Source organism: Mycolicibacterium vinylchloridicum (assembly GCF_013404075.1).
GTDB classification, from domain to species: Bacteria; Actinomycetota; Actinomycetes; order Mycobacteriales; family Mycobacteriaceae; genus Mycobacterium; species Mycobacterium vinylchloridicum.
Map to the genome: position 1 here is coordinate 40,522 of NZ_JACBJQ010000004.1, position 24,222 is coordinate 64,743.

Annotated in this window: 29 protein-coding genes; 15 read left to right on the top strand and 14 right to left on the bottom strand. The window is 67.4% G+C overall.

Going from position 1 to position 24,222, the window contains the following annotated elements; all coding sequences use genetic code 11:
* The first annotated feature begins 13 nt into the window (after positions 1–13).
* Positions 14–802, top strand: a complete 789-nt coding sequence (locus HPC46_RS05035) for an alpha/beta fold hydrolase (RefSeq protein ID WP_179467440.1) — start codon at positions 14–16, stop codon at positions 800–802.
* 2 nt (positions 803–804) lie between these two features.
* Complete coding sequence (locus HPC46_RS05040) at positions 805–1,101, top strand: MGMT family protein (RefSeq protein WP_179467442.1); 297 nt, start codon at positions 805–807, stop codon at positions 1,099–1,101.
* Here the strand turns inward: HPC46_RS05040 and HPC46_RS05045 are convergent.
* The 3 genes from HPC46_RS05045 to HPC46_RS05055 all read right to left on the bottom strand — a co-directional run bounded on the left by HPC46_RS05045 (position 1,098) and on the right by HPC46_RS05055 (position 4,377).
* Positions 1,098–1,952, bottom strand: coding sequence for a TIGR02569 family protein (locus tag HPC46_RS05045; RefSeq protein ID WP_179467444.1), 855 nt, complete (start codon positions 1,950–1,952; stop codon positions 1,098–1,100). The two genes, HPC46_RS05040 and HPC46_RS05045, sit on opposite strands and share 4 nt — an antisense overlap.
* A gap of 45 nt (positions 1,953–1,997) precedes the next feature.
* A complete protein-coding gene (moeZ, locus tag HPC46_RS05050; protein WP_179467446.1) occupies positions 1,998–3,215 on the bottom strand; it encodes an adenylyltransferase/sulfurtransferase MoeZ in 1,218 nt (405 codons plus the stop codon).
* A 115-nt stretch (positions 3,216–3,330) separates the two neighbouring features.
* A complete protein-coding gene (locus HPC46_RS05055) occupies positions 3,331–4,377 on the bottom strand; it encodes a DUF3152 domain-containing protein (protein ID WP_179467448.1) in 1,047 nt (348 codons plus the stop codon).
* 161 nt (positions 4,378–4,538) lie between these two features.
* Between HPC46_RS05055 and HPC46_RS05060 the strand changes: the two genes are divergently transcribed.
* Complete coding sequence (locus tag HPC46_RS05060) at positions 4,539–5,213, top strand: HTH-type transcriptional activator FasR (RefSeq protein ID WP_179467450.1); 675 nt, start codon at positions 4,539–4,541, stop codon at positions 5,211–5,213.
* A gap of 3 nt (positions 5,214–5,216) precedes the next feature.
* Here HPC46_RS05060 and HPC46_RS05065 read toward each other — a convergent pair whose 3' ends face one another.
* The gene (locus tag HPC46_RS05065) at positions 5,217–5,465 is read right to left on the bottom strand and encodes a DUF3107 domain-containing protein (protein ID WP_179467452.1); all 249 of its coding nucleotides are present in this window, start codon (positions 5,463–5,465) and stop codon (positions 5,217–5,219) included.
* Positions 5,466–5,639: 174 nt separating this feature from the next.
* On the opposite strand from HPC46_RS05065, the gene HPC46_RS35710 reads away from it, so the two are divergent.
* Positions 5,640–6,212 (top strand): MmpS family transport accessory protein, encoded by a 573-nt coding sequence (locus HPC46_RS35710; RefSeq protein WP_179467454.1) that lies wholly within the window; start codon positions 5,640–5,642, stop codon positions 6,210–6,212.
* On the opposite strand, the gene HPC46_RS05075 is transcribed toward HPC46_RS35710, so the two are convergent.
* Positions 6,209–6,892, bottom strand: a complete 684-nt coding sequence (locus tag HPC46_RS05075) for a ferritin-like fold-containing protein (protein ID WP_179467457.1) — start codon at positions 6,890–6,892, stop codon at positions 6,209–6,211. The two genes, HPC46_RS35710 and HPC46_RS05075, sit on opposite strands and share 4 nt — an antisense overlap.
* Positions 6,893–7,141: 249 nt before the next feature.
* On the opposite strand from HPC46_RS05075, the gene HPC46_RS05080 reads away from it, so the two are divergent.
* Together HPC46_RS05080 and HPC46_RS05085 are read left to right on the top strand one after the other, a co-directional pair.
* A complete protein-coding gene (locus HPC46_RS05080) occupies positions 7,142–8,653 on the top strand; it encodes a DEAD/DEAH box helicase (protein ID WP_179467459.1) in 1,512 nt (503 codons plus the stop codon).
* A 20-nt stretch (positions 8,654–8,673) separates the two neighbouring features.
* Entirely contained in the window at positions 8,674–9,900 is a 1,227-nt protein-coding gene (locus tag HPC46_RS05085; RefSeq protein ID WP_179467461.1) for an Rv3212 family protein, read from the top strand.
* Here HPC46_RS05085 and HPC46_RS05090 read toward each other — a convergent pair.
* Positions 9,897–10,697, bottom strand: coding sequence for a ParA family protein (locus HPC46_RS05090; RefSeq protein ID WP_179467463.1), 801 nt, complete (start codon positions 10,695–10,697; stop codon positions 9,897–9,899). The two genes, HPC46_RS05085 and HPC46_RS05090, sit on opposite strands and share 4 nt — an antisense overlap.
* Before the next feature lie 70 nt (positions 10,698–10,767).
* Between HPC46_RS05090 and HPC46_RS05095 the strand changes: the two genes are divergently transcribed.
* Genes HPC46_RS05095 through HPC46_RS05105 form a run of 3 tightly spaced genes read left to right on the top strand, consistent with a single transcriptional unit; the run spans position 10,768 to position 12,946 of the window.
* Positions 10,768–11,379 (top strand): acid phosphatase, encoded by a 612-nt coding sequence (locus HPC46_RS05095; RefSeq protein ID WP_179467833.1) that lies wholly within the window; start codon positions 10,768–10,770, stop codon positions 11,377–11,379.
* Positions 11,379–12,470, top strand: a complete 1,092-nt coding sequence (locus HPC46_RS05100; protein WP_179467465.1) for an isochorismate synthase — start codon at positions 11,379–11,381, stop codon at positions 12,468–12,470. The genes HPC46_RS05095 and HPC46_RS05100 overlap by 1 nt, the downstream gene beginning before the upstream one ends.
* Positions 12,467–12,946, top strand: a complete 480-nt coding sequence (locus HPC46_RS05105) for a GNAT family N-acetyltransferase (protein WP_179467467.1) — start codon at positions 12,467–12,469, stop codon at positions 12,944–12,946. The genes HPC46_RS05100 and HPC46_RS05105 overlap by 4 nt, the downstream gene beginning before the upstream one ends.
* On the opposite strand, the gene HPC46_RS05110 is transcribed toward HPC46_RS05105, so the two are convergent.
* On the bottom strand, positions 12,943–13,332 hold the full coding sequence (locus HPC46_RS05110; protein ID WP_179467469.1) for a hypothetical protein: 390 nt from the start codon (positions 13,330–13,332) through the stop codon (positions 12,943–12,945). The two genes, HPC46_RS05105 and HPC46_RS05110, sit on opposite strands and share 4 nt — an antisense overlap.
* Entirely contained in the window at positions 13,329–14,243 is a 915-nt protein-coding gene (locus HPC46_RS05115) for a lysophospholipid acyltransferase family protein (protein ID WP_179467471.1), read from the bottom strand. The genes HPC46_RS05110 and HPC46_RS05115 overlap by 4 nt, the downstream gene beginning before the upstream one ends.
* A 52-nt stretch (positions 14,244–14,295) precedes the next feature.
* On the opposite strand from HPC46_RS05115, the gene HPC46_RS05120 reads away from it, so the two are divergent.
* On the top strand, positions 14,296–14,865 hold the full coding sequence (locus HPC46_RS05120) for a TetR/AcrR family transcriptional regulator (protein ID WP_179467473.1): 570 nt from the start codon (positions 14,296–14,298) through the stop codon (positions 14,863–14,865).
* A gap of 1 nt (position 14,866) precedes the next feature.
* On the opposite strand, the gene HPC46_RS05125 is transcribed toward HPC46_RS05120, so the two are convergent.
* Positions 14,867–15,340, bottom strand: coding sequence for a GtrA family protein (locus HPC46_RS05125; protein WP_179467475.1), 474 nt, complete (start codon positions 15,338–15,340; stop codon positions 14,867–14,869).
* A 91-nt stretch (positions 15,341–15,431) separates the two neighbouring features.
* On the opposite strand from HPC46_RS05125, the gene HPC46_RS05130 reads away from it, so the two are divergent.
* Complete coding sequence (locus tag HPC46_RS05130) at positions 15,432–16,409, top strand: diacylglycerol/lipid kinase family protein (RefSeq protein ID WP_179467477.1); 978 nt, start codon at positions 15,432–15,434, stop codon at positions 16,407–16,409.
* Positions 16,410–16,656: 247 nt separating this feature from the next.
* Positions 16,657–16,911 carry a WhiB family transcriptional regulator gene (locus HPC46_RS05135; protein WP_005140559.1) on the top strand — a complete coding sequence of 85 codons (255 nt, stop codon included), beginning with the start codon at positions 16,657–16,659 and terminating at the stop codon, positions 16,909–16,911.
* A gap of 87 nt (positions 16,912–16,998) precedes the next feature.
* On the opposite strand, the gene HPC46_RS05140 is transcribed toward HPC46_RS05135, so the two are convergent.
* Complete coding sequence (locus tag HPC46_RS05140; protein ID WP_179467479.1) at positions 16,999–18,495, bottom strand: two-component system sensor histidine kinase PdtaS; 1,497 nt, start codon at positions 18,493–18,495, stop codon at positions 16,999–17,001.
* A gap of 2 nt (positions 18,496–18,497) precedes the next feature.
* On the bottom strand, positions 18,498–18,713 hold the full coding sequence (locus HPC46_RS05145; protein ID WP_005140556.1) for a biotin/lipoyl-binding carrier protein: 216 nt from the start codon (positions 18,711–18,713) through the stop codon (positions 18,498–18,500).
* 132 nt (positions 18,714–18,845) lie between these two features.
* Here HPC46_RS05145 and HPC46_RS35930 point away from each other — a divergent pair, with 132 nt between their 5' ends.
* A complete protein-coding gene (locus tag HPC46_RS35930) occupies positions 18,846–18,920 on the top strand; it encodes a 50S ribosomal protein bL37 (protein ID WP_085976028.1) in 75 nt (24 codons plus the stop codon).
* 44 nt (positions 18,921–18,964) lie between these two features.
* Here the strand turns inward: HPC46_RS35930 and rsrA are convergent, their stop codons facing one another.
* Both rsrA and HPC46_RS05155 read right to left on the bottom strand, forming a co-directional pair.
* Positions 18,965–19,276 (bottom strand): mycothiol system anti-sigma-R factor, encoded by a 312-nt coding sequence (gene rsrA / locus HPC46_RS05150; RefSeq protein ID WP_179467481.1) that lies wholly within the window; start codon positions 19,274–19,276, stop codon positions 18,965–18,967.
* Entirely contained in the window at positions 19,273–19,908 is a 636-nt protein-coding gene (locus tag HPC46_RS05155; RefSeq protein ID WP_179467834.1) for a sigma-70 family RNA polymerase sigma factor, read from the bottom strand. The genes rsrA and HPC46_RS05155 overlap by 4 nt, the downstream gene beginning before the upstream one ends.
* Before the next feature lie 254 nt (positions 19,909–20,162).
* Between HPC46_RS05155 and HPC46_RS05160 the strand changes: the two genes are divergently transcribed.
* Together HPC46_RS05160 and HPC46_RS05165 are read left to right on the top strand one after the other, a co-directional pair.
* Positions 20,163–20,651 (top strand): aminoacyl-tRNA deacylase, encoded by a 489-nt coding sequence (locus HPC46_RS05160; protein ID WP_179467483.1) that lies wholly within the window; start codon positions 20,163–20,165, stop codon positions 20,649–20,651.
* Between the two features lie 10 nt (positions 20,652–20,661).
* Positions 20,662–21,516, top strand: coding sequence for an SDR family oxidoreductase (locus tag HPC46_RS05165; RefSeq protein WP_325096570.1), 855 nt, complete (start codon positions 20,662–20,664; stop codon positions 21,514–21,516).
* Here the strand turns inward: HPC46_RS05165 and HPC46_RS05170 are convergent.
* Positions 21,513–23,927 (bottom strand): cadherin-like domain-containing protein, encoded by a 2,415-nt coding sequence (locus HPC46_RS05170; RefSeq protein WP_233716232.1) that lies wholly within the window; start codon positions 23,925–23,927, stop codon positions 21,513–21,515. The two genes, HPC46_RS05165 and HPC46_RS05170, sit on opposite strands and share 4 nt — an antisense overlap.
* Positions 23,928–24,222 lie beyond the last annotated feature (295 nt).

Consider the following 24,222-nt stretch of genomic DNA (forward strand, 5'->3'; position numbering starts at 1 on the left):
CAGCATGAAGCCCGTGACCCACGACCTCCACGTCCATCGCTTCGGCCCCGCCGGACCCGTCCAGGTGCTGGCGATCCACGGCCTGACCGGCCACGGCTATCGCTGGCGCCGGCTGGCGACCGAGCACTTGCCCGAATTCACCGTGGCCGCACCCGATCTGATCGGGCACGGCCGCTCGTCGTATGCGGCGCCGTGGACGATCGAAGCCAACGTCACCGCGCTGGCAACATTGGTGGAGAACGAGGCCGAGGGCCCAGTCCTGGTGGTGGGACATTCCTTCGGCGGCGCGATCGCGCTCAATCTCGCCGCGGCATGCCCCGACCTCGTGGCCGGGCTGGTACTGCTGGACCCGGCGATCGGCCTGGACGGGCAGTGGATGCACGAGATCTCCGAGTCCATGCTGGCATCGCCGGACTACCCCGACCGCGACGAGGCCCGCACCGAGAAGTTCAGCGGGTCGTGGGCCGACGTGGATCCGGCCGAGCTCGAAGAAGATCTCGACGAGCATCTGATCGCGCTGCCGAACGGCCGCTACGGCTGGCGGATCTGCGTGCCGGCGATGATGTCGTATTGGAGTGAGCTGGCCCGAGATATTGTGCTGCCCCGCACCGGAACTCCGACGACACTGGTCCGGGCGCAGTGGACGGATCCGCCATACGTCAGCGACGCGCTTCTCGACGGACTCTCCGACCGGCTCGGCACGGACTTCACTCTTGTAGACTTCGCCTGCCAGCACATGGTTCCGCACGCCAGGCCCGAAGAGACCGCCAAAGTCATCCGGGACCTGCTCGGAGCGGACTAGCGATGGCCCCGGTGACCGACGATCAGGTCGAGCGGGTGCGCCGACTGGTGGCGTCCATACCTGCCGGCCGGGTCGCCACCTACGGCGACATCGCAACGGCGGCAGAGCTTTCCAGTCCGCGGATCGTCGGCTGGATCATGCGCACCGATTCTTCGGATCTGCCGTGGCATCGGGTGATCACCGCATCGGGCCGGCCGGCCGCGCATCTGGTGACACGTCAGCTGGAACTGCTACGCGCCGAAGGTGTCCTGGCCAAGGACGGCCGGGTGAACCTGAGCCAAGCCCGGCACGAGTTCTAGAGAACCAGTCTGATCAGCGCGGCGGTGCGGGCCAAACCCGGGAATGCCGCCGCCGTCGAGCGCGGATGCAGTGCGTGCACGGCGAGGCGGAACATCAAGGCGCGCAACAACATCTGCGGCCACTCCGGCAGCGCATCCCAGCGTTCGATCAAGCCGTCGTCGGCCTCGCCCCACGCCAGTGCGTCGACGACGACAACCCCGGCCGCCCACGATGCCGGCCGCCAGTACGGCGTGATGTCGGTGATGCCCGGCGCGGCCGTCCCCGCGAACAGGACGGTGCCGTACAGGTCGCCGTGGACAAGCTGGTTGGGGCTCTTGGTCGGCTTGCGCAAACCGGCCAGCTGATTGATCAGGTCCACCGAGCGCTCGCCGTCGGCCGTGCCGGGCGCCACCACCGCCCCGGGCGGCAGCGAGTGCAGCGGACGTTCCTCCCAGGCCGCGCGGTCCGCGGCGATGAACACGTCGACATCGCTCCACGGCGCGACCGGCGCCTGGGTCAGAAAGCGCGGCCGTTCCAGCTTGGCGGTGGCCTCGTGCAGGCGCACTCCGGCCGAGACGACCTCGTCGTGCCGGGGTTCGGGGGTACCGGCGACGAATGTGTCTGCCCGCCAACCCGACACCACGTAGCGGCCGTCAGTCGAACGAACGGGCCGGGCCAGCCGGACCCCGTCGATGAACAACGTCTCGCGGGCCTTCGCCGACCAGGCGGCCCTGGCGTGGTCGGCGATCACCGACAGCACTACCTCGCCGCACTTGAAGCCGCCTTCCCAACCCGCACCGAGCGGTTCAGGCTCCTGGCCCTTCAGCCCGAAGGTCGCCAGAACATGATCAGGCGGGCGCTCATCAGTCACCCCGTCCACCCCGACAGCCTAAATTGTCGCGACGCAAAGTAGCCGTCAGTACATGACCATGTCGGGTTCGATTTGCTTCCCCCAGGCCACGATCCCGCCCTGCAGGTGCAATGCGTCGGAGAAACCGGCCTTTTTCACCACGGCCAGCGCCTCGGCGGAGCGCACGCCGGTCTTGCAGTAGAGCACCGGGACACGGTCATGCGGCAACTTGGTCAGCCCTTCGCCGGACTCGATCACCGATTTCGGGATGAGTTCGGCGCCGGTGATGTGGTTGATCTCCCATTCCACCTGCTCACGGACGTCGATCAAGGCCAGCTTCCGGCCGGAATCAAGCAGGTCACGGAGCTCGCGGGGGGTCACCGTGGAGTCCTGTGCGGCGTCGGCCGCGGCATCGGACACCACCCCGCAGAACGACTCGTAGTCGATGAGTTCGGTGATCTTCGGCGTCTGCGGATCTTTGCGGATCCGGATCGTCCGGTAGGTCATGTCCAGCGCGTCGTAGATCATCAGCCGGCCCAGCAGCGTTTCACCGATTCCGGTGATCAGCTTGATCGCCTCGGTGCCCATGATCGAGGCGATCGAGGCGCACAGGATGCCCAGGACGCCGCCCTCGGCGCAGGACGGGACCATGCCCGGCGGCGGGGGCTCCGGGTACAGGTCGCGATAGTTCAAGCCCAGACCGTCGGGGGCGTCCTCCCAGAACACCGACGCCTGGCCTTCGAACCGGTAGATCGAGCCCCACACGTAGGGCTTGTGCGCCAGCACCGCGGCGTCATTGACCAGGTAGCGGGTGGCGAAGTTGTCGGTGCCGTCGAGGATCAGGTCGTACTGCTCGAACAGCTGCACAGCATTGTCGGGTTCCAGCCGCAGCTCGTGCAGGTTCACGGTGACCAGCGGATTGACCTCGAGGATCGAATCGCGGGCGCTCTCGGCCTTGGACCGGCCGATATCGGACTGGCCGTGGATGATCTGCCGCTGCAGGTTGGACTCGTCGACCAGGTCGAACTCGACGATGCCGATCGTGCCGACGCCGGCCGCGGCCAGGTACAGCAGAGTGGGCGAACCGAGGCCGCCCGCGCCGATCACCAGCACCTTGGCGTTCTTCAGACGTTTCTGCCCGTCCACGCCCAGGTCCGGGATGATCAGGTGGCGGCTGTAGCGCGCAACCTCCTCGCGGGTGAGCTCTGCTGCTGGTTCGACCAGCGGCGGCAACGGTGACACCGGCACTCCTTGAATTGGCAGGGCCCGACGGACGTTCACCATCCATCTCAACAGCTGGCCAGAGCAACGGCAAACAGCTGCGAATGCTTCCCGGACGTCAGGCGCTGCCCAATTGCCTGACTCCTCCTCAGGGCTCGTACCTCGCCCCGCATCGTCGTCAGGCGATCGGATACGGCCAGGGGTTGAACCGACACGTCTTCCCGTCGGCCTTGACGTACTCCGGGTCGAAGCGCGACGCGTCGTCGTCAGCGGTGGAGAACGTCTGCTGCATCATCACCGGCGCCAGGCCACCGTTCTCGTCACACGGCTCGTGATGCTGGTAGCCGATCGCGTGGCCCACCTCGTGGTTGATCAGGTACTGCCGGTAGGAGCCGATATCGCCCTGGAACGGCACCGCACCGCGCACCCACCGGGCCTCGTTGATGAACACCCTCGGCTGCGCGTCGGGCCCATAGGCCGGGTTGTAGCACGACGATTCCAGCGGAATCTCGTACCCGCAGCCCTCGCGCACCGTCATCGGCGACGTCAGCGACGCCCGGAAGTCCGGCTTGACACCCGGGCTGCTGTCGTCGATCCGCTCGAACGCGAACTGCGGATTGTGAATCCAGCTCTTGGGGTTGCTCAGCGTCTCGGTGACCATCCGCGCGAATCCCTCGTCACCGCCGAACGACCCGGTGTCGACGCCGTCCTCGATCTCGACGGTGTAGGTGAAGGTCTTGGCCGTTCCCTCGCCGACCTTGGGCGCGGTGCCCGGCACGACGTGCCACGTCTTGGCTCCCGCCTCGGTGAACGCGCCGCCCTCGGGCAGGATCCCGGTCGGCAGGTTGGCGTCGAACTCGGTCAGCCCGCGCGGCGGCGCGCCGATGATCGCGGTGCCACTCGACCCGATCGTGGGCGGGCCTTCGACGCCGCCGTGGGCGACGGTCGGTTCGGTGGCCGGGGCGGCGGTTCCGGTGACGGTCTGATACAGCACCACGCCGGTGACCACGACCAGCACCGGCAGCGCATAGGCACGCCAGCCATAGGTCGAGATGAACCGGCCCAACCAGCTCTGTTTGCGCCATTGACGACGCTGATCGCGATTGGATCTGACCCTGCCCCGCTCGTCTGCCAACGGGTCGCGCAGGGCGCGCAGCGGCTCACGCCACTCGTTGCGCAGCACGGGCGCACGACCGCCGCCGCGGTGCCCCGGGTCGTAGGTCACCGACCCAGGATGGCACAACAGCGGTATGCGAGACTCCCGGCGCGCCCGTACCTGCCACGCGCGCGCTACGGGCGAGTAACCAGCACCGAGTAGTAATGTCGGGGCGACGGGGCTGCGAGCGCGGGGGCAATGCTGCCAGCCACACACAGATTGAGGACTCGATGAGCGATCTCGCCGACACGGCCGCGCGGAAGTCCGCTCGAACGGCCAATGGCGACCGTCCTGCCACCGCCCCTCGGCGTGGCAGCCGGCTTCCGCGTGATGAACGACGGGGCCAGTTGCTGGTGGCGGCCAGCGAGGTCTTCGTCGACCGCGGTTATCACGCCGCCGGCATGGACGAGATCGCCGACCGCGCCGGCGTGAGCAAGCCCGTTCTGTATCAACACTTCTCGAGCAAGCTTGAGCTGTATCTGGCTGTCCTCAACCGGCACGTCGAGAATCTGGTGTCCGGCGTGCGGCAGGCCCTGCGCACCACCACCGACAACCGGCAGCGGCTGCGTGCGGCGGTCCAGGCCTTCTTCGATTTCATCGAGCACGACGGCCAGGGCTATCGGCTGATCTTCGAGAACGACTACATCACCGAACCGCAGGTCTCGTCCCAGGTGAAGGTGGCCACCGAATCGTGCACCGACGCGGTGTTCGACCTGATCAGCCGGGATTCCGGGCTGGATCCACACCGCGCCCGGATGATCGCGGTCGGATTGGTGGCCCTCAGCGTCGACTGCGCGCGCTACTGGCTACACGCCGACCGCCCGATCTCGAAAGAGGCCGCGGTCGACGGGACGGTGCAGTTCGCCTGGGGCGGACTGTCACACGTCCCGCTCACCCGCGGCTGACACTCACGCGCCGGCAGGTCCCGCGGCGATCCCGAAGCCGACCCGGCGCACGTCGGCGACACCGATCTCGACATAGCTGATCTTGGCGGTCTGCACCAGGAAGCGGCGGCCCTTGTCATCGGTCAGGCTCAGCACGTCCGAGCCGCCCTTCGAGAACGCCGCGGTCACCAGGTCTTCCACCTCGGCGGGCGTCTGGGAGCTCTGGAACACGAGCTCGCGCGGGCTATCCGTGACACCGATCTTGACCTCCACGCTGGCCCCTTTTCTGTCGTCTGCGCGTTACCCAGAAGGCTAGTGGACGCCCACCGACGCGGTTGACGGCAGCCGTTCGCGGTTAGCGAATAGGGCGTCAAGCTGGGATAACAGCATGGCAACGGATAGGCGCGGCGCGCCGCAACGCGGCCTGGACGTCCATAACCTGGCCTCGTGAGCGACAAGAAGCGCCGACAGCGGCTGATTCAGTGGCCGCGGGTGGCCCTGACCACCGCGGGCGTGCTGGTCGCCGCCTCGGCGACGACGTTGGTGGTGCGCACCGGTGACGCGGCCACCACGACGCCGGAATTCGGCGGCGCCACCCCGACCCGAACCGTCGTGGCCATCCCCGGACCCCGGACGTCGACGCCGCCGCCCGCTCCGGTCATCGTCACGGTCCCCGGCCTGCCGCTGGAGACGCCGGTCATGGTCACCCAGACCACCGCCCCGGCGGCGGCCCCGATGGCGCAGAGCCTGATCGATCCGAACCAGGTCGTCTACACCGTCGCCGGCAATCAGCGGCCCGACGATTCGGTGACCGTCACCTACGCCGACGAGAACGGGGCGTTGCGGACGGCGGAGAACGTGAGCCTGCCCTGGCAGCTGACCGTCACGCCAAATGTCCCGGTCAACTACGTCACGGCCAGCAGCAACGGAAGCCAGCTGAACTGCTGGATCACCGATGCCCGCGGGGAAACCGTCGCCGCGCAGACCGACAACGGGATATCCGCGACCTGCAACCGCTAGGCCAGGCCGAGCTGGCGCATCCGGTCGTCGTGCGTGCGCTGCAACCGGTCGAAGAAATCGGCCACCTGACCCAGCCCGCCCGGACCGGCCAGCACCAGGTCGACGAGCTCGTCATGGTCGGCCAGCACGTACTGGGCCTGGGTGATCGCCTCCCCGAGCAGCCGGCGCGACCACAACGCCAGCCGGCTGCGCTGCCGCCCGCTGGTGGTCACCGCCGCGCGAACCTCGGCGACCACGAACTGCGAGTGGCCCGTCTCGGAGAGCACCCCGCGCACCACCGACGCCACCTCGTCGGGCAGCACGTCGGCGATCTCGAGATAGAAGTCCGCGGCCAGCGCATCGCCGACATAGGTCTTGACCAAGGCCTCCAACCACGTGCTCGGCGTGGTCAGCCGGTGGTAGTTCTCCAGCGCCGAGGCGTAGCGCGACATCGCCGGGACGACGTCGACACCGCGCGCCTCCAAGGCGTCGCGGAGCAGGTCGTAGTGGGCCATCTCGGCGGCGGCCATGCTGGCCAGGTTGATCCGGCCGCGCAGGTCCGGCGCCATCCGCGCTTCGTCGGTGAGCCGGTAGAACGCCGCGACCTCGCCGTAGGCCAACAGCGCGAACAACTCGTTGACGCCGGGGTGATCGGCGGCTATGCGCGCCGCTGATTCGGCGGATGGCTGCGGGGCGGTCATGGCCGACACTGTAGTCCCGGCCGGGGCTGCGATCAGTCTCGGCAAGCGCGACCAGCTACAATGGCATTCGACAAGCGCCGTGAGGCGTGGTCAAGGAAATGTGCGTGCACGCAGTGGGCCCGCCTCCCTCAGTGCAGGGCCCGGCGAATCGGTATCGATAAGACGACGCCGACTCCATTCCGACAGTCAGAACTCGTGCGCGCTGGACACAGCAACGAGGAACGACTACGGAAGGCACAACGCCACCACATGACCCCTTTGACAACTCATCCCCAGCTTTCATTTGCCCAGCTCGGAGTGCGTGACGAGATCGTCCGGGCACTCGCCGAAGAAGGTAAGGAATACGCCTTCGCCATCCAGGAGCAGACGCTGCCGATGGCGCTGGCCGGCGACGACCTCATCGGCCAGGCCCGCACCGGCATGGGCAAGACCCTGGCCTTCGGCGTGCCGCTGCTGCACCGCATCACCACCGACACCGAGCGCCCGCTGAGCGGCATCCCGCGCGCGCTGGTCGTGGTACCGACCCGCGAGCTCTGCCTCCAGGTACACGGCGACCTCGTCGCCGCATCGAAGTACCTGCAGGCCGACGAAACCCGCAAGCTCACCGTCACCGCAATCTACGGCGGGCGCCCCTACGAGCCGCAGATCGAGGCGCTGCAAAAGGGCGTCGACGTCGTCGTCGGCACCCCGGGCCGGCTCCTCGACCTGGCCCAGCAGGGGCACCTGCAGCTCGGCGGCCTGTCGGTGCTGGTGCTCGACGAGGCCGACGAGATGCTCGACCTGGGCTTCCTGCCCGATATCGAGCGCATCCTCAAGCAGATCCCCGAGAAGCGGCAGGCCATGCTGTTCTCGGCGACCATGCCGGACCCGATCATCACGCTGGCCCGCACGTTCATGAACCAGCCCACCCACATCCGGGCCGAAGGCGTGCAGGGGGCGGCCACCCACGACACCACCGAGCAGTTCGTCTACCGTGCCCACGCGCTGGACAAGGTCGAGATGGTCAGCCGAATCCTGCAGGCTCAGGGCCGGGGCGCGACGATGATCTTCACCCGCACCAAGCGCACCGCGCAGAAGGTCGCCGACGAACTCGGCGAGCGCGGTTTCAAGGTGGGCGCCGTGCACGGCGACCTGGGCCAGATCGCCCGCGAGAAGGCGCTCAAGGCGTTCCGCACCGGTGACGTCGACGTACTGGTCGCCACCGACGTCGCCGCCCGCGGTATCGACATCGACGACATCACCCACGTGATCAACTACCAGATCCCCGAAGACGAGCAGGCCTACGTGCACCGCATCGGGCGCACCGGCCGGGCCGGCAAGACGGGCATCGCGATCACCCTCGTCGACTGGGACGAGCTCGAGCGCTGGTCGATGATCGACAAGGCCCTCAAGCTCGACTGCCCGGATCCGGCGGAGACCTACTCCAACTCCCCGCACCTCTACGAGGAACTGAGCATCCCGACCGAGGCCGGCGGGACGATCGGCGGCCCGCGCAAGTCGGCGCAGACCGCCAAGAAGCAGGACGGCACCCGGATCAGCTCGACGGACGCCAATCGGGAGCGGCCCAGCCGCAACCGGTCCCGTCGTCGCACCCGCGGCGGCCAGGGAGCCAGCGGTCACGTCGAGGCGTCTGACGCCACCGCCCCGGCCTCTGACGACACGGCCACGGCAGCCGACGGCGGCGACGACAGCCCGGCCCGTAAGCGCCGGCGCCGGCGCCGGCCGCGCAACGCCGCCGAGGCCCCAGCAACAGCAAGCTGACGACCGCTATCGTCGCCTAGATGGTCAGACCAGAGCGCCGTACGAAGGGCGATCTCATCGCGGCGGCGACGATCGCGCTTGTCGTGGCCGTGGTTGCCGTCCTGTTCTGGTGGAACAGTTCGGCCCGGGCCACGATCAGCAGGCCCGCCACCTCACCGGCCCCCAATCCGGTTCCGGCGCGGGTGGTTCCGGACACACTGCATCAACTGTGGACGGCGGTCAGCCCGCGCACCCTGAGCCCCATCGTGGTTGCCGGCACCGTGGTGACCGGCGACGGCACCACTGTCGAGGGCCGCGACCCGCAGACCGGCCAGGTCCGCTGGACCTACGCCCGTGACACCAATCTGTGCGGGGTCTCCTACGTCTACGACCTGGCCGTCGCCGTGTACCCCGACGTCCGCGGCTGCGGGCAGGTCAGCGGCATCAACGGCGGCACCGGTCGCCGCGGCCCGACCCGCACCGCCTACGCCGACAAGCAGGTGGTGCTCAGCTCCAACGGCAGCGCCGTCCTCTCGGCCGGCCCCACCCGGCTGGAACTGTGGCGCTCGGACCTGGTACGGATGCTGTCCTACGGCGAGATCGACGCCAGGGTCAAGCCGGTCAACCAGGGTGTCGGCACCGGCTGCACCCTGATGTCGGCGGCGGCCAGCGACGAGGCGGTGTCGGTGCTGGAAGCCTGTCGGGACCAGAAGGACCTGCGCCTGACGCTGTTGAAACCGGCGAAAGAGGAAGACGAACCCGACACCAAGAATGTCCCACTGCCCGACGTCGGCGCCGATTCCGAAGCGCGGGTGGTGGCCGTGTCGGGCACCACGACATTGGTGTATCTGCCCACGCCGCAACCCCAGATGGCCGTCTACGACGACACCGGCGTCAAGATCGCCAGCTGGCTGCTGAAAAAGGCTCCGGTGCTTGCGAATCCGGCCCAGGCCGTCACCCGTGCCGGCGACCTTTTCACCTGGTGGACCGGCGACAGCGTCGAGGTCTTCGACAGCCGGCTGTCCTATCGCTACGCCATCCACGCCGAGGCGGTGGGCCCGCTGGGTCCGGGCGCGATGATGGCCGGCAAGCTACTCATTCCGCTGACCAACGGCATCGGGGTGTACGACCCGACCAGCGGTGCTTTCGAGCGAGTCATCGCCGTCACCCACCCGGACGGCGCGGGACCGGTGGTCCCCACGGTCACCGATTCGAAGGTGATCGAGCAGCGGGGTCAGGCGCTGGTCGCCTTCGGCATGAATCCCTAGATCTCAGGGGTGAAGGTCGGCAGCGCCTTGCCGGACTTCCAGTGCTTCAGCAGCGAGCTCGCCAGATCGCGATAAGCGGTGCCGCCCTTGCTCTTTCGACCCGCCAGCACCGACGACCCGGACGCGCTGGCCTCGGCGAAGCGCACGGTCCGCGGGATCGGCGGGGCCAGCACCGGCAGGTCGTAGCGGTCGGCGACGTCCAGGAGAACATCACGGCTGTGCGTCGTGCGCGAGTCGTACAGCGTCGGCAGCGCGCCCAGCAGCTTGAGGTTCGGGTTGGTGATCTGCTGCACGTCGTCCACCGTGCGCAGGAACTGGCCGACGCCGCGGTGCGCCAGCGTCTCGCACTGCAACGGCACGATCACCTCGTCGGCCGCGGTCAGGCCGTTGAGGGTCAGCACACCGAGCGACGGTGGACAGTCGATGATCACCACATCGAACTGGTCGAGCTTGTCCAATGCGCGCTTGAGGGCGTACTCGCGCCCGGCCCGCATCAGCAGCATGGCCTCGGCGCCGGCGAGGTCGATGTTGGCCGGCAGCAGCGTCATACCCTCGGCCGTTTCCACCAGCGCGGCACTGGGCTCGACATCGCCGAGCAGCACTTCATGCACCGACACCGGCAACTTGTCCGGGTCGGTGCCCAGCGAGAAGGTCAGACAGCCCTGCGGGTCGAGATCGATGAGCAGGACACGCTTACCCGCATCAACGAACGCCGCCCCCAGGGATGCGACCGTGGTTGTCTTGGCCACCCCACCCTTTTGGTTGGCCACCGCCAATACTCGGGTCACACCGACCATCCTTGCAGGTTCGCCGCCGTTGCGTCCCGGCTGTTACGGCGCACCTGGTCATCGGGCAGAATCAATGACCGTGAGTGTCGGAACGCATCGCCTGGTCTTGCTTCGACACGGCGAAACCGAGTGGTCCAAGAGCGGACAGCACACCAGCACCACCGACCTCGACCTGACCGAGCACGGGCGCTCCCAGGCCACGCTCGCCGCCCTCACGCTCGACCACCTCGCACTGGACAACCCGCTGGTGGTCAGCAGCCCGCGTAAGCGCGCGCTGGCCACCGCCGAACTGGCCGGGCTGACCGTCGACGAGGTGTCCCCGCTGCTCTCCGAGTGGAACTACGGCGATTACGAGGGCCTGACCACCCACCAGATTCGCACCGACACGCCCGGCTGGCTGCTGTGGACCTACGGCTGCCCGGGCGGGGAAAGCGTCGACCAGGTGAGCATGCGCGCCGACCAGGCGGTGTCTTACGCGCTGGAGAACATGGTCGAGCGGGACGTGGTGTTCGTCGGCCACGGCCACTTCTCCCGCTCGGTGGTCACCCGCTGGGTGGAGCAGCCGCTGCGCGAAGGCGCGCGGTACGGATTCGGGGCGGCCTCGGTTGCCGTGTGCGGTTTCGAGTACGGCCTCCGACAGCTCTCGGCGCTGGGATTGACCAGTCACCGCGAGCCGGTCACCAGGACGTGATGGCACAGCCTTCCTTTGTGCTCAGCGGGCCCGCCGGGACGGTCGTCGCCGACGGGATCCAGACCGGGTACGACGACGTCGCGGCGGCTGCCGCCGCACTGGCCGACGGGTCGGCCGACGTGGTGGTCGGTGCGCTTCCCTTCGATATCCGGGGCAAGGCCGCCCTGCTGTCACCAACCTCGGTGACGTTCACCGACAAGTTGCCCGCCTGGCCGGCGGCGGTGCCGGTGCCGGTCCGGATCGCGGCGGCCCTCCCCTCGCCCGAGGAACACCGTGCCCGTATCCGCACCGCCCTTGGGCGCCTCACCGATCCCGAAAGTGCTTTGCAGAAGGTCGTTTTGGCGCGCGCACTGCGCCTGGTCGCCGACGATCCGCTGGACGAGCGAGCGATCCTTCAGCAGCTGGCGTCCGACGCCGAGGCCACCGCATACCTGGCCGACCTGTCCCCCGCCGGGGGTGACTACACCGGGTCCGTGCTGGTGGGCGCCAGTCCCGAATTGCTGGTCGCCCGCTCCGGCGACCTGGTGACGTGCCAGCCGTTCGCCGGGTCGGCGCCACGCTCGGCCGATCCGCAGACCGACGCCGCCAATGGCGCGGCGCTGGCCGAGTCGGGCAAGAACCGCCACGAGCACCAGCTGGTCGTCGACACGATGCGCGCCGCGTTGACGCCGCTGTGCGCCGAGCTCGACGTGGCGGCACAACCGCAGCTCAGCCACACCGCGGCGCTGTGGCACCTGTCCACCCCGATCCGGGGCCGGCTGCGCGATACCGCCATCACCGCAATCGATTTGGCGCTCGCGCTGCATCCCACCCCGGCGGTGGGCGGTGTGCCCACGCAAGAGGCCGTCGATCTGATCGCGGAACTGGAAGGCGACCGCGGCTTCTACGCGGGCGCGGTCGGTTGGTGCGATGCCCGCGGCGACGGCCGCTGGGTGGTGGCGATCCGCGGCGCGCAATTGTCCGCCGATCGCCGCGAAGCGCTGGCACAAGCCGGCGGCGGTATCGTCGCCGAGTCCGACGCGGATGACGAAGTCGCGGAAACCACAACGAAATTCAGGACCATCCTGTCCGCATTAGGGGTGCAGCAATGACCGTGATCCGTTTGGCCCGCCCTGGCGACGAGGCCGACATCGTGACGATGATCCGCGAACTCGCCGAGTTCGAACATGCGGCCGACCAGTGCACGGTGACCGAAACCCAGATCACCGCAGCACTTTTCGGCGACAATCCGGTGGGCGCGTGCCACCTCGTGGAGGTCGACGGCGAAGCCGCCGCGGTGGCACTCTGGTTTCGCACCTTCTCCACCTGGGATGGCGTGGCCGGAATCTATCTGGAAGATCTGTTCGTTCGCGACAAGTTCCGCCGCCGCGGGCTGGCCCGTGCGCTGCTCGCGACACTGGCCAAGGAATGCGTCGACAACGGCTACACCCGCCTGGCGTGGGAGGTGCTGGACTGGAACGTCAACGCGATCGCGCTCTACGACGCCGTCGGCGGCAAACAGATGTCGGAATGGCTCAACTACCGCGTGAGCGGCCCCGAACTCCGGGCGCTGGCCGCGGAGGTCTAATCGTCGGCCCGCGACGCCCAGCGCACCGCGGGCGGGCTGAACAAGAGCGCCAGTACCGCGATCGCCACCCCACCGAGTGCAAGGGCATACACCGGATGGTGCGCTTGCACGATGTACCAGGCCACCGGCACCAGCAGCAGGTTGGCGAACACCGCGATCCCTCTGCCCCATCGTCGGCCGGTGATCAGCGCCCAGCCGGCGGCCAGGACGGCGGATCCCATGACGGCGAACCAGGCGGCCGTCCCGTACCCGTTGACGATGTGCTGGTCGGCGCCGGCAACCCCGCGCACCACCAGCACGACGGCCACGACGATGGCCACCACACCTTGGGCGGCCGCCACGAAACCGGCGTAGCGGACCACGGACGGGAGGGCAGGTTGGGTCACCCCCGTAAGGTAGCCCGTCGCACTGCGCCGTTTCCGGCCGCTGCCGGGTCCGGGCGCGCGGCGCGGAACCATGCCAGCGGGTTGAGCCCGCGGTACGGATCGGACTCCCGCAACACCAGCAAGTCGTCCAGAATCTGTTCCAGTTCGGCCTGAGTGCGCCGCTTCACCTCGTCGGCCCAACCCGTCGCGTCGATTCCCACGGGCGTCGTGGTGTCGATGGGCGCGCCGAACCGCAGATACATCCGCTCGGGCCGGGGAATGAGCGTCGGCCCGACGCCACGGATCAATGGCATCGCCATATCGTCGCGACCGCCCAACCGGCTGCTCACGGCCTGGCTGAGGCGACCCCAGGCGCTGTCGCGGGTGGTGAGGCTGCGATAGACGTCGTCACCGCCGACGAGTCCGACCGGCACGATGGGATAACCCGTTTCGACTGCGATCCGTGCGAACCCCGACCGCCCCTGCCAGCGCAGGGTGTATTCCTCCCCTTTGAATTTCGGAATCTCCCGACCGCCGCCGGGAAACACCAACACGGTCTCGTCGTGCCGCATGAGCTCGCGCGCGGTCTCCGGCGCGCCGACCACGCCACCGAACGCCGCCAGCAGGTCGCCGGGCAGTCCGCGCATTTGCCCGAACTGACGATCCGCCAGCGGTCGCACCCGTACCCCGAGCTCCCGGCGCACGGCATACGGGATGAGGAAGGATTCGGCACTGCCCGTCTGAGTGTGGTTGCCCACCAACAGGAATCGACCGTCGGCGGGCAGATTGCCCAGCCCGTCGATATACGGGCGCCACAGGTCGATCACCGGGTCAATGCCGTCGGCGACCACTCCCAGTACCCGCTTGAGTGCACGCACCCGCGGTGGATGATCCATGACAGCGGTCAGATCGACCTCTGCTCGGCTACCCATGTCGACTCCTCACCTACCAAACGAACTAGTTCGTTCTTTATACTCCAGACTCATGAGAAGCACCTCAGAGCTGCGCGAGGAGATTCTGGCCGCCGCCCGCACCGAGTTCGCGCGGTACGGGTTCGCGGGCGGGCGCATCGACCGCATCGCCTCAGCGGCCAGCGCCAGCAAGGAACGGCTCTATGCGCACTTCGGCGACAAGGAGGCGCTCTTCCGTGAGGTGCTCGCCGTCGACGTCGCCGAGTTCTTCCAGGCGGTCCGGATGCGGCCGGACGCGGTCTCCGAGTTCGTCGGCGACGTCTTCGACGTCAACGTGCGCCGGCCCGAGCATCACCGGATGGTCGCGTGGGCTCATCTCGAGGGACTCACCCTCGAAGAGCCCACCGCCGACGGCCAACCCCTGCCCGAGCTGGCCATCACCACGATCGCCGAGGCCCAGGCCGCCGGGCACGTCGATCCGTCCTGGGATCCGCACGACCTGTTGGTCACCCTGTTCGGCATCGCCCTGGCCTGGGCTCATTTTCCCGACCCCACGGCCGCGACCACCTCGGATGCCGTACTGGCGCACCGGCGGGCGGCGGCAATCGAGGCGGCATCCCGCGTCATCTCCCCCGCCCGGTGAATCAGCGCCGGAACACCACCCACCGCATCGCGCAGTACATGTAGATCCCCTCGCAGGCGCCGGCCGCAATCCGGGCCACGTGGTACTCGATACCGAGGGCGCGCAGCGCGCTGGAGACCCCGAGGATGAATGCCAGGTAATTGATCACGACGACGACGACGTAGACGGCCACCTGCGGCCCGACCGCGCCGTGCGACTGGAAATTCACCACCCGGTTGAGGACGTAGCTCGCGGCGAAAGCACATGCGTAGGCGATCGTCACCGCAACCCCGAATGGGACATGCAAGACGCCGTGCAGCAGCGTGAGGACCAACAGGTCCAGCGCGAAGGTGCCGGAATTGATTACCACAAAGCCCAGAAAGGTCGGCGCCACAACGGAATTCAGACCGAACGGGAGCCGGGCGACAACCACTTCACAGGCCCGGTGGAACCATCCGAGGGCACTGACCGACCCCTGCTCCGACCCCACCACCACGCCGCGAGCATGCCACCGGCAGCTGACCCCTTGGTGATGCGCAGGCAAACACTTCGAATTCAGGTGCCGCGCGCCGATAGGCTCATGGCTCGTGCGTGCCGTCCTGATCGTCAACCCGAATGCCACCTCCACCACCGCAGCCGGCCGCGACCTGCTCGCCCATGCGCTGGAGAGTCGTGTGGAACTGACCGTGGTCCACACCGATCACCGCGGCCATGCCATCGAGATCGCCGCGGCCGCCAGGCAGGACGGCATCGACGTGATCATCGTTCACGGCGGCGACGGCACGGTGAACGAGGTGGTCAATGGGCTGATGGGCAGGCCTAGCCGCCATGAGCCGCTGTCGGACGCCATGCCCGCCGTGGCGGTCGTGCCCGGCGGGTCGGCGAACGTCTTCGCACGCGCGCTGGGCATCAGCCCTGACCCGATCGAGGCCACCAATCAGCTTGTCGACCTGCTCAGCGCGCGCCGCAACGGCGCATTGTGGCGGCGGATCGGACTCATGGACTGCGGTGAGCGCTGGGCGGTGTTCACCGCGGGGATGGGCGTCGACGGCGATGTCGTGGCGGCTGTCGAGGCGCAGCGGGCCAAGGGCCGCAAGGTAACTGCGGGCCGCTACATCCGGGTGGCGGTACGCGAGATGCTGTCCAGTGCCCGCAAAGAGCCCCTCCTGACCCTGGAATTGCCCGACCGAGAACCGGTCGACGGCGTCTACTTCGCGTTCATCTCCAACTCCAGCCCCTGGACCTATGCCAACACCCGGCCGGTCTGGACCAACCCGGACACCACATTCGAGACCGGCCTGGGCATTTTCGCCGTGACCAGCATGAACGTCTGGAGAAACCTGATGCTGGTGCGACGCATGGTGTCGGCGAAGCACAACATCAAAGCCAAGCACCTGATCCGCGACGACAACGTGGCCTGGGTGCGGATCAAGTCCTCCGAGCCGGTCGCCAGCCAGATTGACGGAGATTTTCTCGGACTGCGCGAGGAAATGACGTTCCGTGCGGTTCCTGAGGTGCTGAGCGTGGTCGCTCCGCCCGTGCCCTACCCCTCTGACCAGCGGTAATGTCGTCACGTGGTCTGCTTGAGGGCGCAGGTGAGTTGAGTCTAGTACAAAGGGGTAGAGGGTTCGGTAACCCACCCCCAGCATGAGGTTGTAGTGACATTGCCCACGTGTTAACTGAGTCCTATTGACATCCGTCGAGGCTGTGAAACGATCGTATGCAACAGCACAGAAACATTTGTGTGCACGCGTTAACAGCCGAAGAAAAGCGAGCGCGCTTCGTCGCGCACTTAGTAAGGAGTAGCGACAAATGGATTGGCGGCACAAGGCAGTCTGTCGTGACGAGGATCCGGAACTGTTCTTCCCGGTGGGGAACAGCGGTCCGGCACTCGCCCAGATTGCCGATGCGAAGCTCGTCTGCAACCGGTGCCCGGTCACGACTGAGTGCTTGAGCTGGGCTTTGGACTCCGGACAGGACGCCGGCGTCTGGGGCGGTATGAGCGAGGACGAGCGCCGCGCGCTCAAGCGTCGCAACGCCCGCACCCGCGCGCGCAGCAGCGTCTAGGCCGCATTCACAGTTCCTAAAATCGCGGCCCCGGCAAATGCCAGGGGCCGCGATTTTTGTTTTGCAATGTCGCGTCCGTCACATTTGCTATTGCGGAACTCGTGCGCCTGAACGGCGGCCGAGTGGCACACGTAACACCACATCGGTCCCGCCGCCGGGTACGTCGTGCATTCCCAGCGAGCCGTCCAGCTCCGCGGTGACCAAGGTGCGGACGATCTGCAGGCCCAGCCGGTCGGACTTCTCCAGGCTGAAACCGTCGGGCAGCCCACGTCCGTCGTCGTGCACGACGACGTCGAGCCAGCGGGCCGAGCGCTCGGCGCGGATGGTCACGCAGCCCTGTTTGGCCGACGGCTCGAAGGCGTGCTCGATGGCGTTCTGGACCAGTTCGGTCACCACCATCACCAGGGCGGTCGCCCGGTCGGCGTCCAGCACGCCCAGGGCACCGTCCCGGTTGATCCGGATCGGGGTATCGACGCGGGCCACGTCGTTCATGATCGGGAGGATCCGGTCGATCACCTCGTCGAGGTTGACCTCCTCGTCCACCGACATCGACAGCGCCTCGTGCACCTGGGCGATCGAGGCCACCCGGCGCACCGACTCCATCAGCGCCTCGCGGGCTTCCTCATTGCTGGTGCGGCGGGACTGAAGGCGCAGCAGCGCAGCCACGGTCTGCAGGTTGTTCTTGACCCGGTGGTGAATCTCGCGGATCGTCGCGTCCTTGGACAGCAGGGCCCGGTCGCGTCGCTTCACCTCGGTGACGTCCCGGATCAGCACCGCCGCCCCGGCTGCGGCGCCGTGGACCACGAGAGGCAGTGTGCGCATCAGCACCGCGGCGCCGCCGGCGTCGACCTCGAGGCGCATGCTCGACCCGCCGGCCAGCGAGTCACGCACGTGCTCGGCCATTTCCAGCGCCTCGAACGGATCGGAGATCAGCGGCCGGGTGATCGCGACCAGGTTGTGACCCTCGAGCTCGGCGGCCAGCCCCATGCGGTGGTAGGCCGACAATGCGTTGGGGCTGGCGTAGACGACGACACCGTCGACGTCGAGGCGGATGAATCCGTCGCCGACGCGCGGGCTCGACCGGGACAGCGCCAGATCGCCGACATTGGGGAAGGTGCCCTCGCTCAGCATGTGCAGCAGGTTGCCGGCGCAGTCCAGGTAGGCCCGCTCCAGCGGTGAGGACGTGCGGCGCTCGGCCAGCGCGGTCTGGTGGGTCAGGACGGCCACGACGTGATTGCTGTAGCGGACCGGGACGGCTTCGACGTCGATATCGGGTTCGCGCAGCTTCGGGTCGCTGTCGCCGCGGCCGATCGCACCTGAGGCGAATGCCGAGGTCACCAGGGGCAGGTCGCCCTCGGCGACGACGGTGCCCACGGCATCCTTGAGCAGGACGGTCGGTGCGGTGTTGGGCCGGCACTGGGCCACGCAAACCAGGGCGCCGTCATCGCGACGCACCCACATCAGGTAATCGGCGAACGAGAGGTCCGCCAGAAGCTGCCATTCGCCGACCACCGCGTGCAGGTGGTCCACGGCGCTGCCCGGCAGCACCGTGTGCTCGGCGAGCAGGTCACCGAGGGTGGACAAAGCTAGTCGATCACGGCAATGAGGTCGCCGGCCTGGATGACATCGCCCACCGCGACGCTGACCTCGGTCACGGTGCCGCCGACTTCGGCCAGCACCGGGATCTCCATCTTCATCGACTCCAGAAGCACCAGGGTGTCGCCCGCGCCGATCTGGTCTCCCTTGCTGACCACGACCTCGAGCACACTGGCCACGATCTCGGCGCGAACATCCTCGGCCATCTTCACCCTCACTCTTCGCTCGTCTAGCGGCTCTATCGAACCACAACACCGGGTGGTCAAAGGTGCGATGGGGCCGTGAGACACTGTATTCAGAGCTAAACCAGGCAGCGTCAAATCATCTGGAGGTACATCATGGCCAAGCGTGGCCGTAAGAAGCGCGATCGCAAGCACAGCAAAGCGAACCACGGCAGGCGTCCCAACGCCTGATACACAAAGTGCCCGGCAGCTGCCGGGCACTTTTGTTTGCGCTGCTATCCGCGCCGGATGATCGTGGTTTGACTGATCTGCAGGCGTACCCGCTCCAGAAGGTGCTTAGGAGCCGTCTCTCCGCTGCACCGCGACGCGACCAGCTTCTTGATCCGCTCCTCGACCCCGTAGTACTGCAGGCACGTCGGGCATTCCTCGAGGTGGTGGCGAAGCCGGTCTTTCGTCTCGGCCGTGCATTCACCGTCGAGCAGGGTCCACACCTCGGCGATCACCGCAGCGCACTCCGGGTGGGCCGGGTCCACCGGCCCGACCGGCGGGCGCCATTCCATGTCACCGGATACGTTCTCGTCGCTCATGAGACGACCTCCTCCGGCGTGTCCTCCACTTGGCCGCGGTTAAACCCGCGTTCCTTGGCGACATCGGCCAGCAGGGCGCGCAGCTGGCGCCTACCTCGGTGCAGCCGGGACATCACCGTCCCGATCGGGGTATCCATGATTTCGGCGATCTCCTTGTACGGGAAGCCCTCGACGTCCGCGTAGTACACCGCCATCCGGAACTCTTCCGGCAATGCCTGAAGAGCTTCTTTGATTTCGGTGTCGGGCAGCAGTTCGAGTGCCTCGACCTCGGCAGAGCGCAATCCCGTTGAGGTGTGCTCGGCGTTGGCCGCCAACTGCCAGTCGGTGATCTCCTCGGTCGGATATTCAGCCGGCTGGCGCTGCTTCTTGCGGTAGCTGTTGATGTAGGTATTCGTCAGAATCCGGTACAGCCACGCTTTGAGATTGGTGCCCTCGCGGAACGAGCGGAACCCCGCGTAGGCCTTGACCATGGTTTCTTGCAGCAGATCTTCGGCGTCGGCCGGATTGCGGGTCATCCGCAGCGCGCCGCCGTAGAGCTGGTCCAGCAGCGGGATCGCGTCGCGCTCGAAGCGCGCGGTCAACTCCGCATCGGACTCCTCGCGCTGAGGCGCCTCGGTGTCGATATCGGTCATCGTGGGTGACACAGTCCCTTCTGCCGCGGTGCTCCAAACGAACTCCGGCAGCGGTATCGGACGGATGAGAAATGCGGGTGCCTGCTCTTGCGACATCATGGCGACTGCAGCTGACACCGGACTTCTCTCCTTCCAATCCTAAGGCTGTGACCAACAGCTTTTCGACGCTGTGGCCGATCGCTGTCCCTGATAGCGGCGACCACTGTCCACAACAGGATTTCTCACCAGGCTATTTCCCGCGGTTAACTGTGCCGGTGAGTCGTGCAGCAACCCCGGCGATCGCCGCCCTGGTGGCGGCCGGTGCGCCCCATGAGGTGCTGCGCTACCACCACGACCCGCGCTCGCAGTCCTATGGCGAGGAGGCGGTCGCGGCGCTGGCAGGTGATTCGCTGGTGGCGGAGCAGATCTTCAAGACGCTGATCATCGCGGCGGGATCGGTGCTGGCGGTGGCCGTGTTGCCGGTGCCGTGGAAGCTGTCACTGAAGGCCGCAGCTTCGGCGTTGGGGCTGGCCAAGGTGGCGATGGCCGATCAGGCGGCTGCCGAACGGGCGACGGGCTACGTGTTGGGCGGGATCTCCCCGTTGGGCCAGCGCAAGCGACTGCCCACGGTGGTCGACAGCTCGGCGCTGGGCTTCGAGCGGGTGTTGTGCAGTGCGGGTAAGCGCGGCTGGGATGTGGCGCTGGCACCGCAGGACCTGGTGCGGCTGACGCAGGCGGTGACCGCCGACATCCGGGCGGTCTAAGGTGACACGGGTGGCAAGTATTTTCTCCGGCAAGACCATGTTCATCTCCGGCGCGAGCCGCGGAATCGGGTTGGCCATCGCCAAACGCGTTGCGGCCGACGGGGCCAATATCGCATTAGTGGCCAAGACCACCGAGCCCCACCCCAAACTGCCGGGCACCATCTACACCGCCGCCAAGGAAATCGAGGACGCCGGCGGCCAGGCCCTGCCGATCGTTGGCGACGTCCGCGACGGCGACTCGGTGGCCGCCGCGGTGGCCAAGGCCGTCGAGCAGTTCGGCGGTCTCGACATCTGCGTCAACAACGCCTCGGCGATCAACCTCGGCTCGATCGAGGAAGTGCCGCTGAAGCGCTTCGATCTGATGAACGGTATCCAGGTGCGTGGCACCTACGCCGTCTCGCAGGCGTGCATCCCGCACATGAAGGGCCGGGACAATCCCCACATCCTTACCCTCTCGCCGCCGATCCGGCTGGAGTCGCAGTGGCTCAAGCCCACTCCGTACATGATGGCGAAGTTCGGAATGACTCTGTGCGCGTTGGGTATTGCCGAAGAGATGCGCAGCGCCGGGATTGCCTCCAACACGCTGTGGCCGCGCACCATGGTCGCCACCGCTGCGGTGCAGAACCTGCTGGGCGGCGACGAGGCAATGGCCCGCTCCCGCAAGCCCGAGGTCTACGCCGACGCCGCCTACGCGGTGCTGAGCAGGCCGGCCGGCGAATACACCGGGCAGACACTGCTGTGCGAGGACGTCCTGCTGGATTCCGGCGTCACCGATCTGTCGGTCTACGACTGCATTCCGGGCTCCGAGTTGGGGGTGGACCTGTGGGTCGACACCCCCAACCCGCCCGGCTACGCCAATCCCTAAGCGCTCTGCTGCGCGTCGGTGGCCTTGGCCGGATCCGGCAGCCCCTCGATGTCGCCGTCCACGTTGGACACGATGTAGCCGGTCAGCGACTGCTGGAATGCGTTGATGGTCGCATCGGCGTGCAGATAACCGGTATGTGCTCCCGTCACCGTGATGTCGGCGAGGTAGTGAACCGATGACTGGTTCGGCAGGTAGTCGGCCGACTCGGTGCCGTTGAGGATCATCCCGTCCTCGTTCACATAGTTCGTGTAGGTGACGGTGCGGATGGTCTTGCCGGCACTGTTCGGGTCGGGAGCCTCGGTGACCACCGCGGTGCCGCCGCCGACGCCGTTGTACGTGCCGACCGGCTCCAGCGGTGTCGTCGACGGATGGTAGCTGGTCAGTGCCGGCGCCCACGACGACGAGTCGGGGGTGGTCACATCGGCCGCCCGCTGCCCAACGCTGGTGGTGTACTTCAGGTTTGCGATCACCAACCGCGACTGCGTCGGGTCAGCGACGCTGGACTCCCAGAACGTGACCGCTGTTCCGTCGACATTCCAGCTGGGCATGCTCCGGGCGGCCCACCCGTCGCCGGTGTCGAACAACGGAATTCCGTTCTCGCGCTTGAGCTCATCGCCGACCTCGACTGCCCACTCCTGATTCGAGACGTTGATCGGCGTCGCGTAATAGCCGTACACGGGCGCGGCCACGTAGACCGGCAGCAGGCTTTGGCGCACGATCCTCGTCATCGGGGTCAGCGCGTTGAGATTGCGCGTGCTGCCGATCGCGATCCACTGCTGATTCGGCGAGTAGTCCATGTCCTCGTCGTAGTCGAGGCTTGCCGTCACCCTGGTCACGTTGCCAGTGGCGAGGTCGACGACGATGTCGTCGGCATTGCCCTGCTCGTACGAACCGCCGAGGATCACCACACCCTTGCCGTCGGGTGTCCACTGCTTGCCCTCACCGGTGGGGAACACCACGCGCGCATCGGTGACGTCGTATTCGTTGGTCGTCGCGTTGTAGCTCAAGTCGCCGACGACGGGAACGATCTGCAGGACACCGGTGGCCCCGTTGAGCATGATGCGGCTGAACAGCACATGCTGCCCGTCGGGCGAAATCCGCAGCTCCCGTTGGGCGTTGACGGAGATGACGCCCGGCGCTCCCGCCGGCGTTACGATCGGGATCAGCTCCGCCCCGCTCTCACCCTGTTGCAGAACCGAGTACGTCGGTCCCGACTGGGCACCGCTGTCGACGAGCACCACAACCCGCCCGGAACCGTCGGTGAACGGAACCGGCTTGCCCAGGTTCGCGGTCACGCCCGGGGCCACGCCACAGGTGAGGCAGGTGGCATTCGTGCCGTCGATGTCGATCTGATAGATCTCCTGACGGGTCGCGCCGGCCGGGATGGCCGCGAAGTAGATGGACTGGCCGTCTTCGGAGTAGCGCGGGTTGACCGGCTTGGTCACACCGGCGGGCATGTCCAGAATCGCGCGCTGCACAGCGGGATTCAACACGGTGAGGCCCTCGGTGGCCTGCGCGCTGTGCGAGCTGAGCGGGGTCAGGATGTTGAACTTGCCGTCGGACACCGACACGATGAACGAATCCGTCTGGGCAGCGGTGTAATTGATGTCGTCAGGGGTGTAGGTGTAATTGCCGGTCGCCTGATCGATGGTCACCGTGCCGTACTTCGGACCTTGCGTGACGGTGTATTTCAGGGCGTCACCTTCGATGTCAGAGGCGGTGATGTTGCCCGTGACGGTCTGCCCGGTCTGCACCGTCGTGACCGGGTCCCCGATCGTCGGCGTCTGGTTGAACACGTCGCGCCGGACGGCGCCGAGCACCGACCAGATCAACGGCACCACCGGCCCTGGCGTGTCCGGCGGCGGCGGGTTCAGGAACGGGTTGAGCAGCGAGGTGATGACGTGGTTCAGGACGCCGATCGGCCCAGACGGCGCTGAGCCGCCCGGCGCCACCGCGGCGGTGGCCGCGCCGGTGTGGTGAACGACCAGCGCACTGTGCGCGGTGCCGGTGGGCGTGCTGGGCGACTGGGCGGCGGCGGGCGTGGCCTCGGCGGGTACCGACGACGGTTTCGTCGCAGCGGCCGGACGCGCCGCGGCGGTGGGCGTGCCGGATTTCGATCCACCTCTACTGGTCACCTGACCAGCAGCTGACTTGCCGCGGGTGGCGGGTGGCGTGACCCCACCCGGCGCGCGCCGCCCAGAGTGCGCCGTATCCGACGACGAGGCCGACGACGAGGACGCACCGGCCGAATCGCGCCCGGAGTCGGCCGACGCCACTCCGTACCCGGCCGCCAGCGCGCCGAAAAGCCAGACGGCGACGGCCATGCCGCCGTACCCGCCGAACTTCACCGCGGTTCGTGCGGTCGTAGCCGGAACGAACAGCGGGTTGGGGGGTTTACCGGCGTCCAACATGCGTGCCTCCGAACTGAGATCTCTGCTGATCGATCGATCAAATTGATGTGTGATGAACTTCATAACAGGGCGGGCAATTAGGTGTCAAGGATTTCGGCGTGAATCGAGTGGTCGTCAACGCGAAGACACCCGGGCGCCACGGAGTGGCAGTTAGAACACGTTGCAGTAGAGGATCTTACGAGCCGATTTGATCATGACGCCGACGACGAGGGCCTCGGTAGATTGCCGCGCCACGCAGGCTTTGCTTACCGCAGGGCCGCTCGATCGCCGCCGACGACTGACACGATCATTCGAT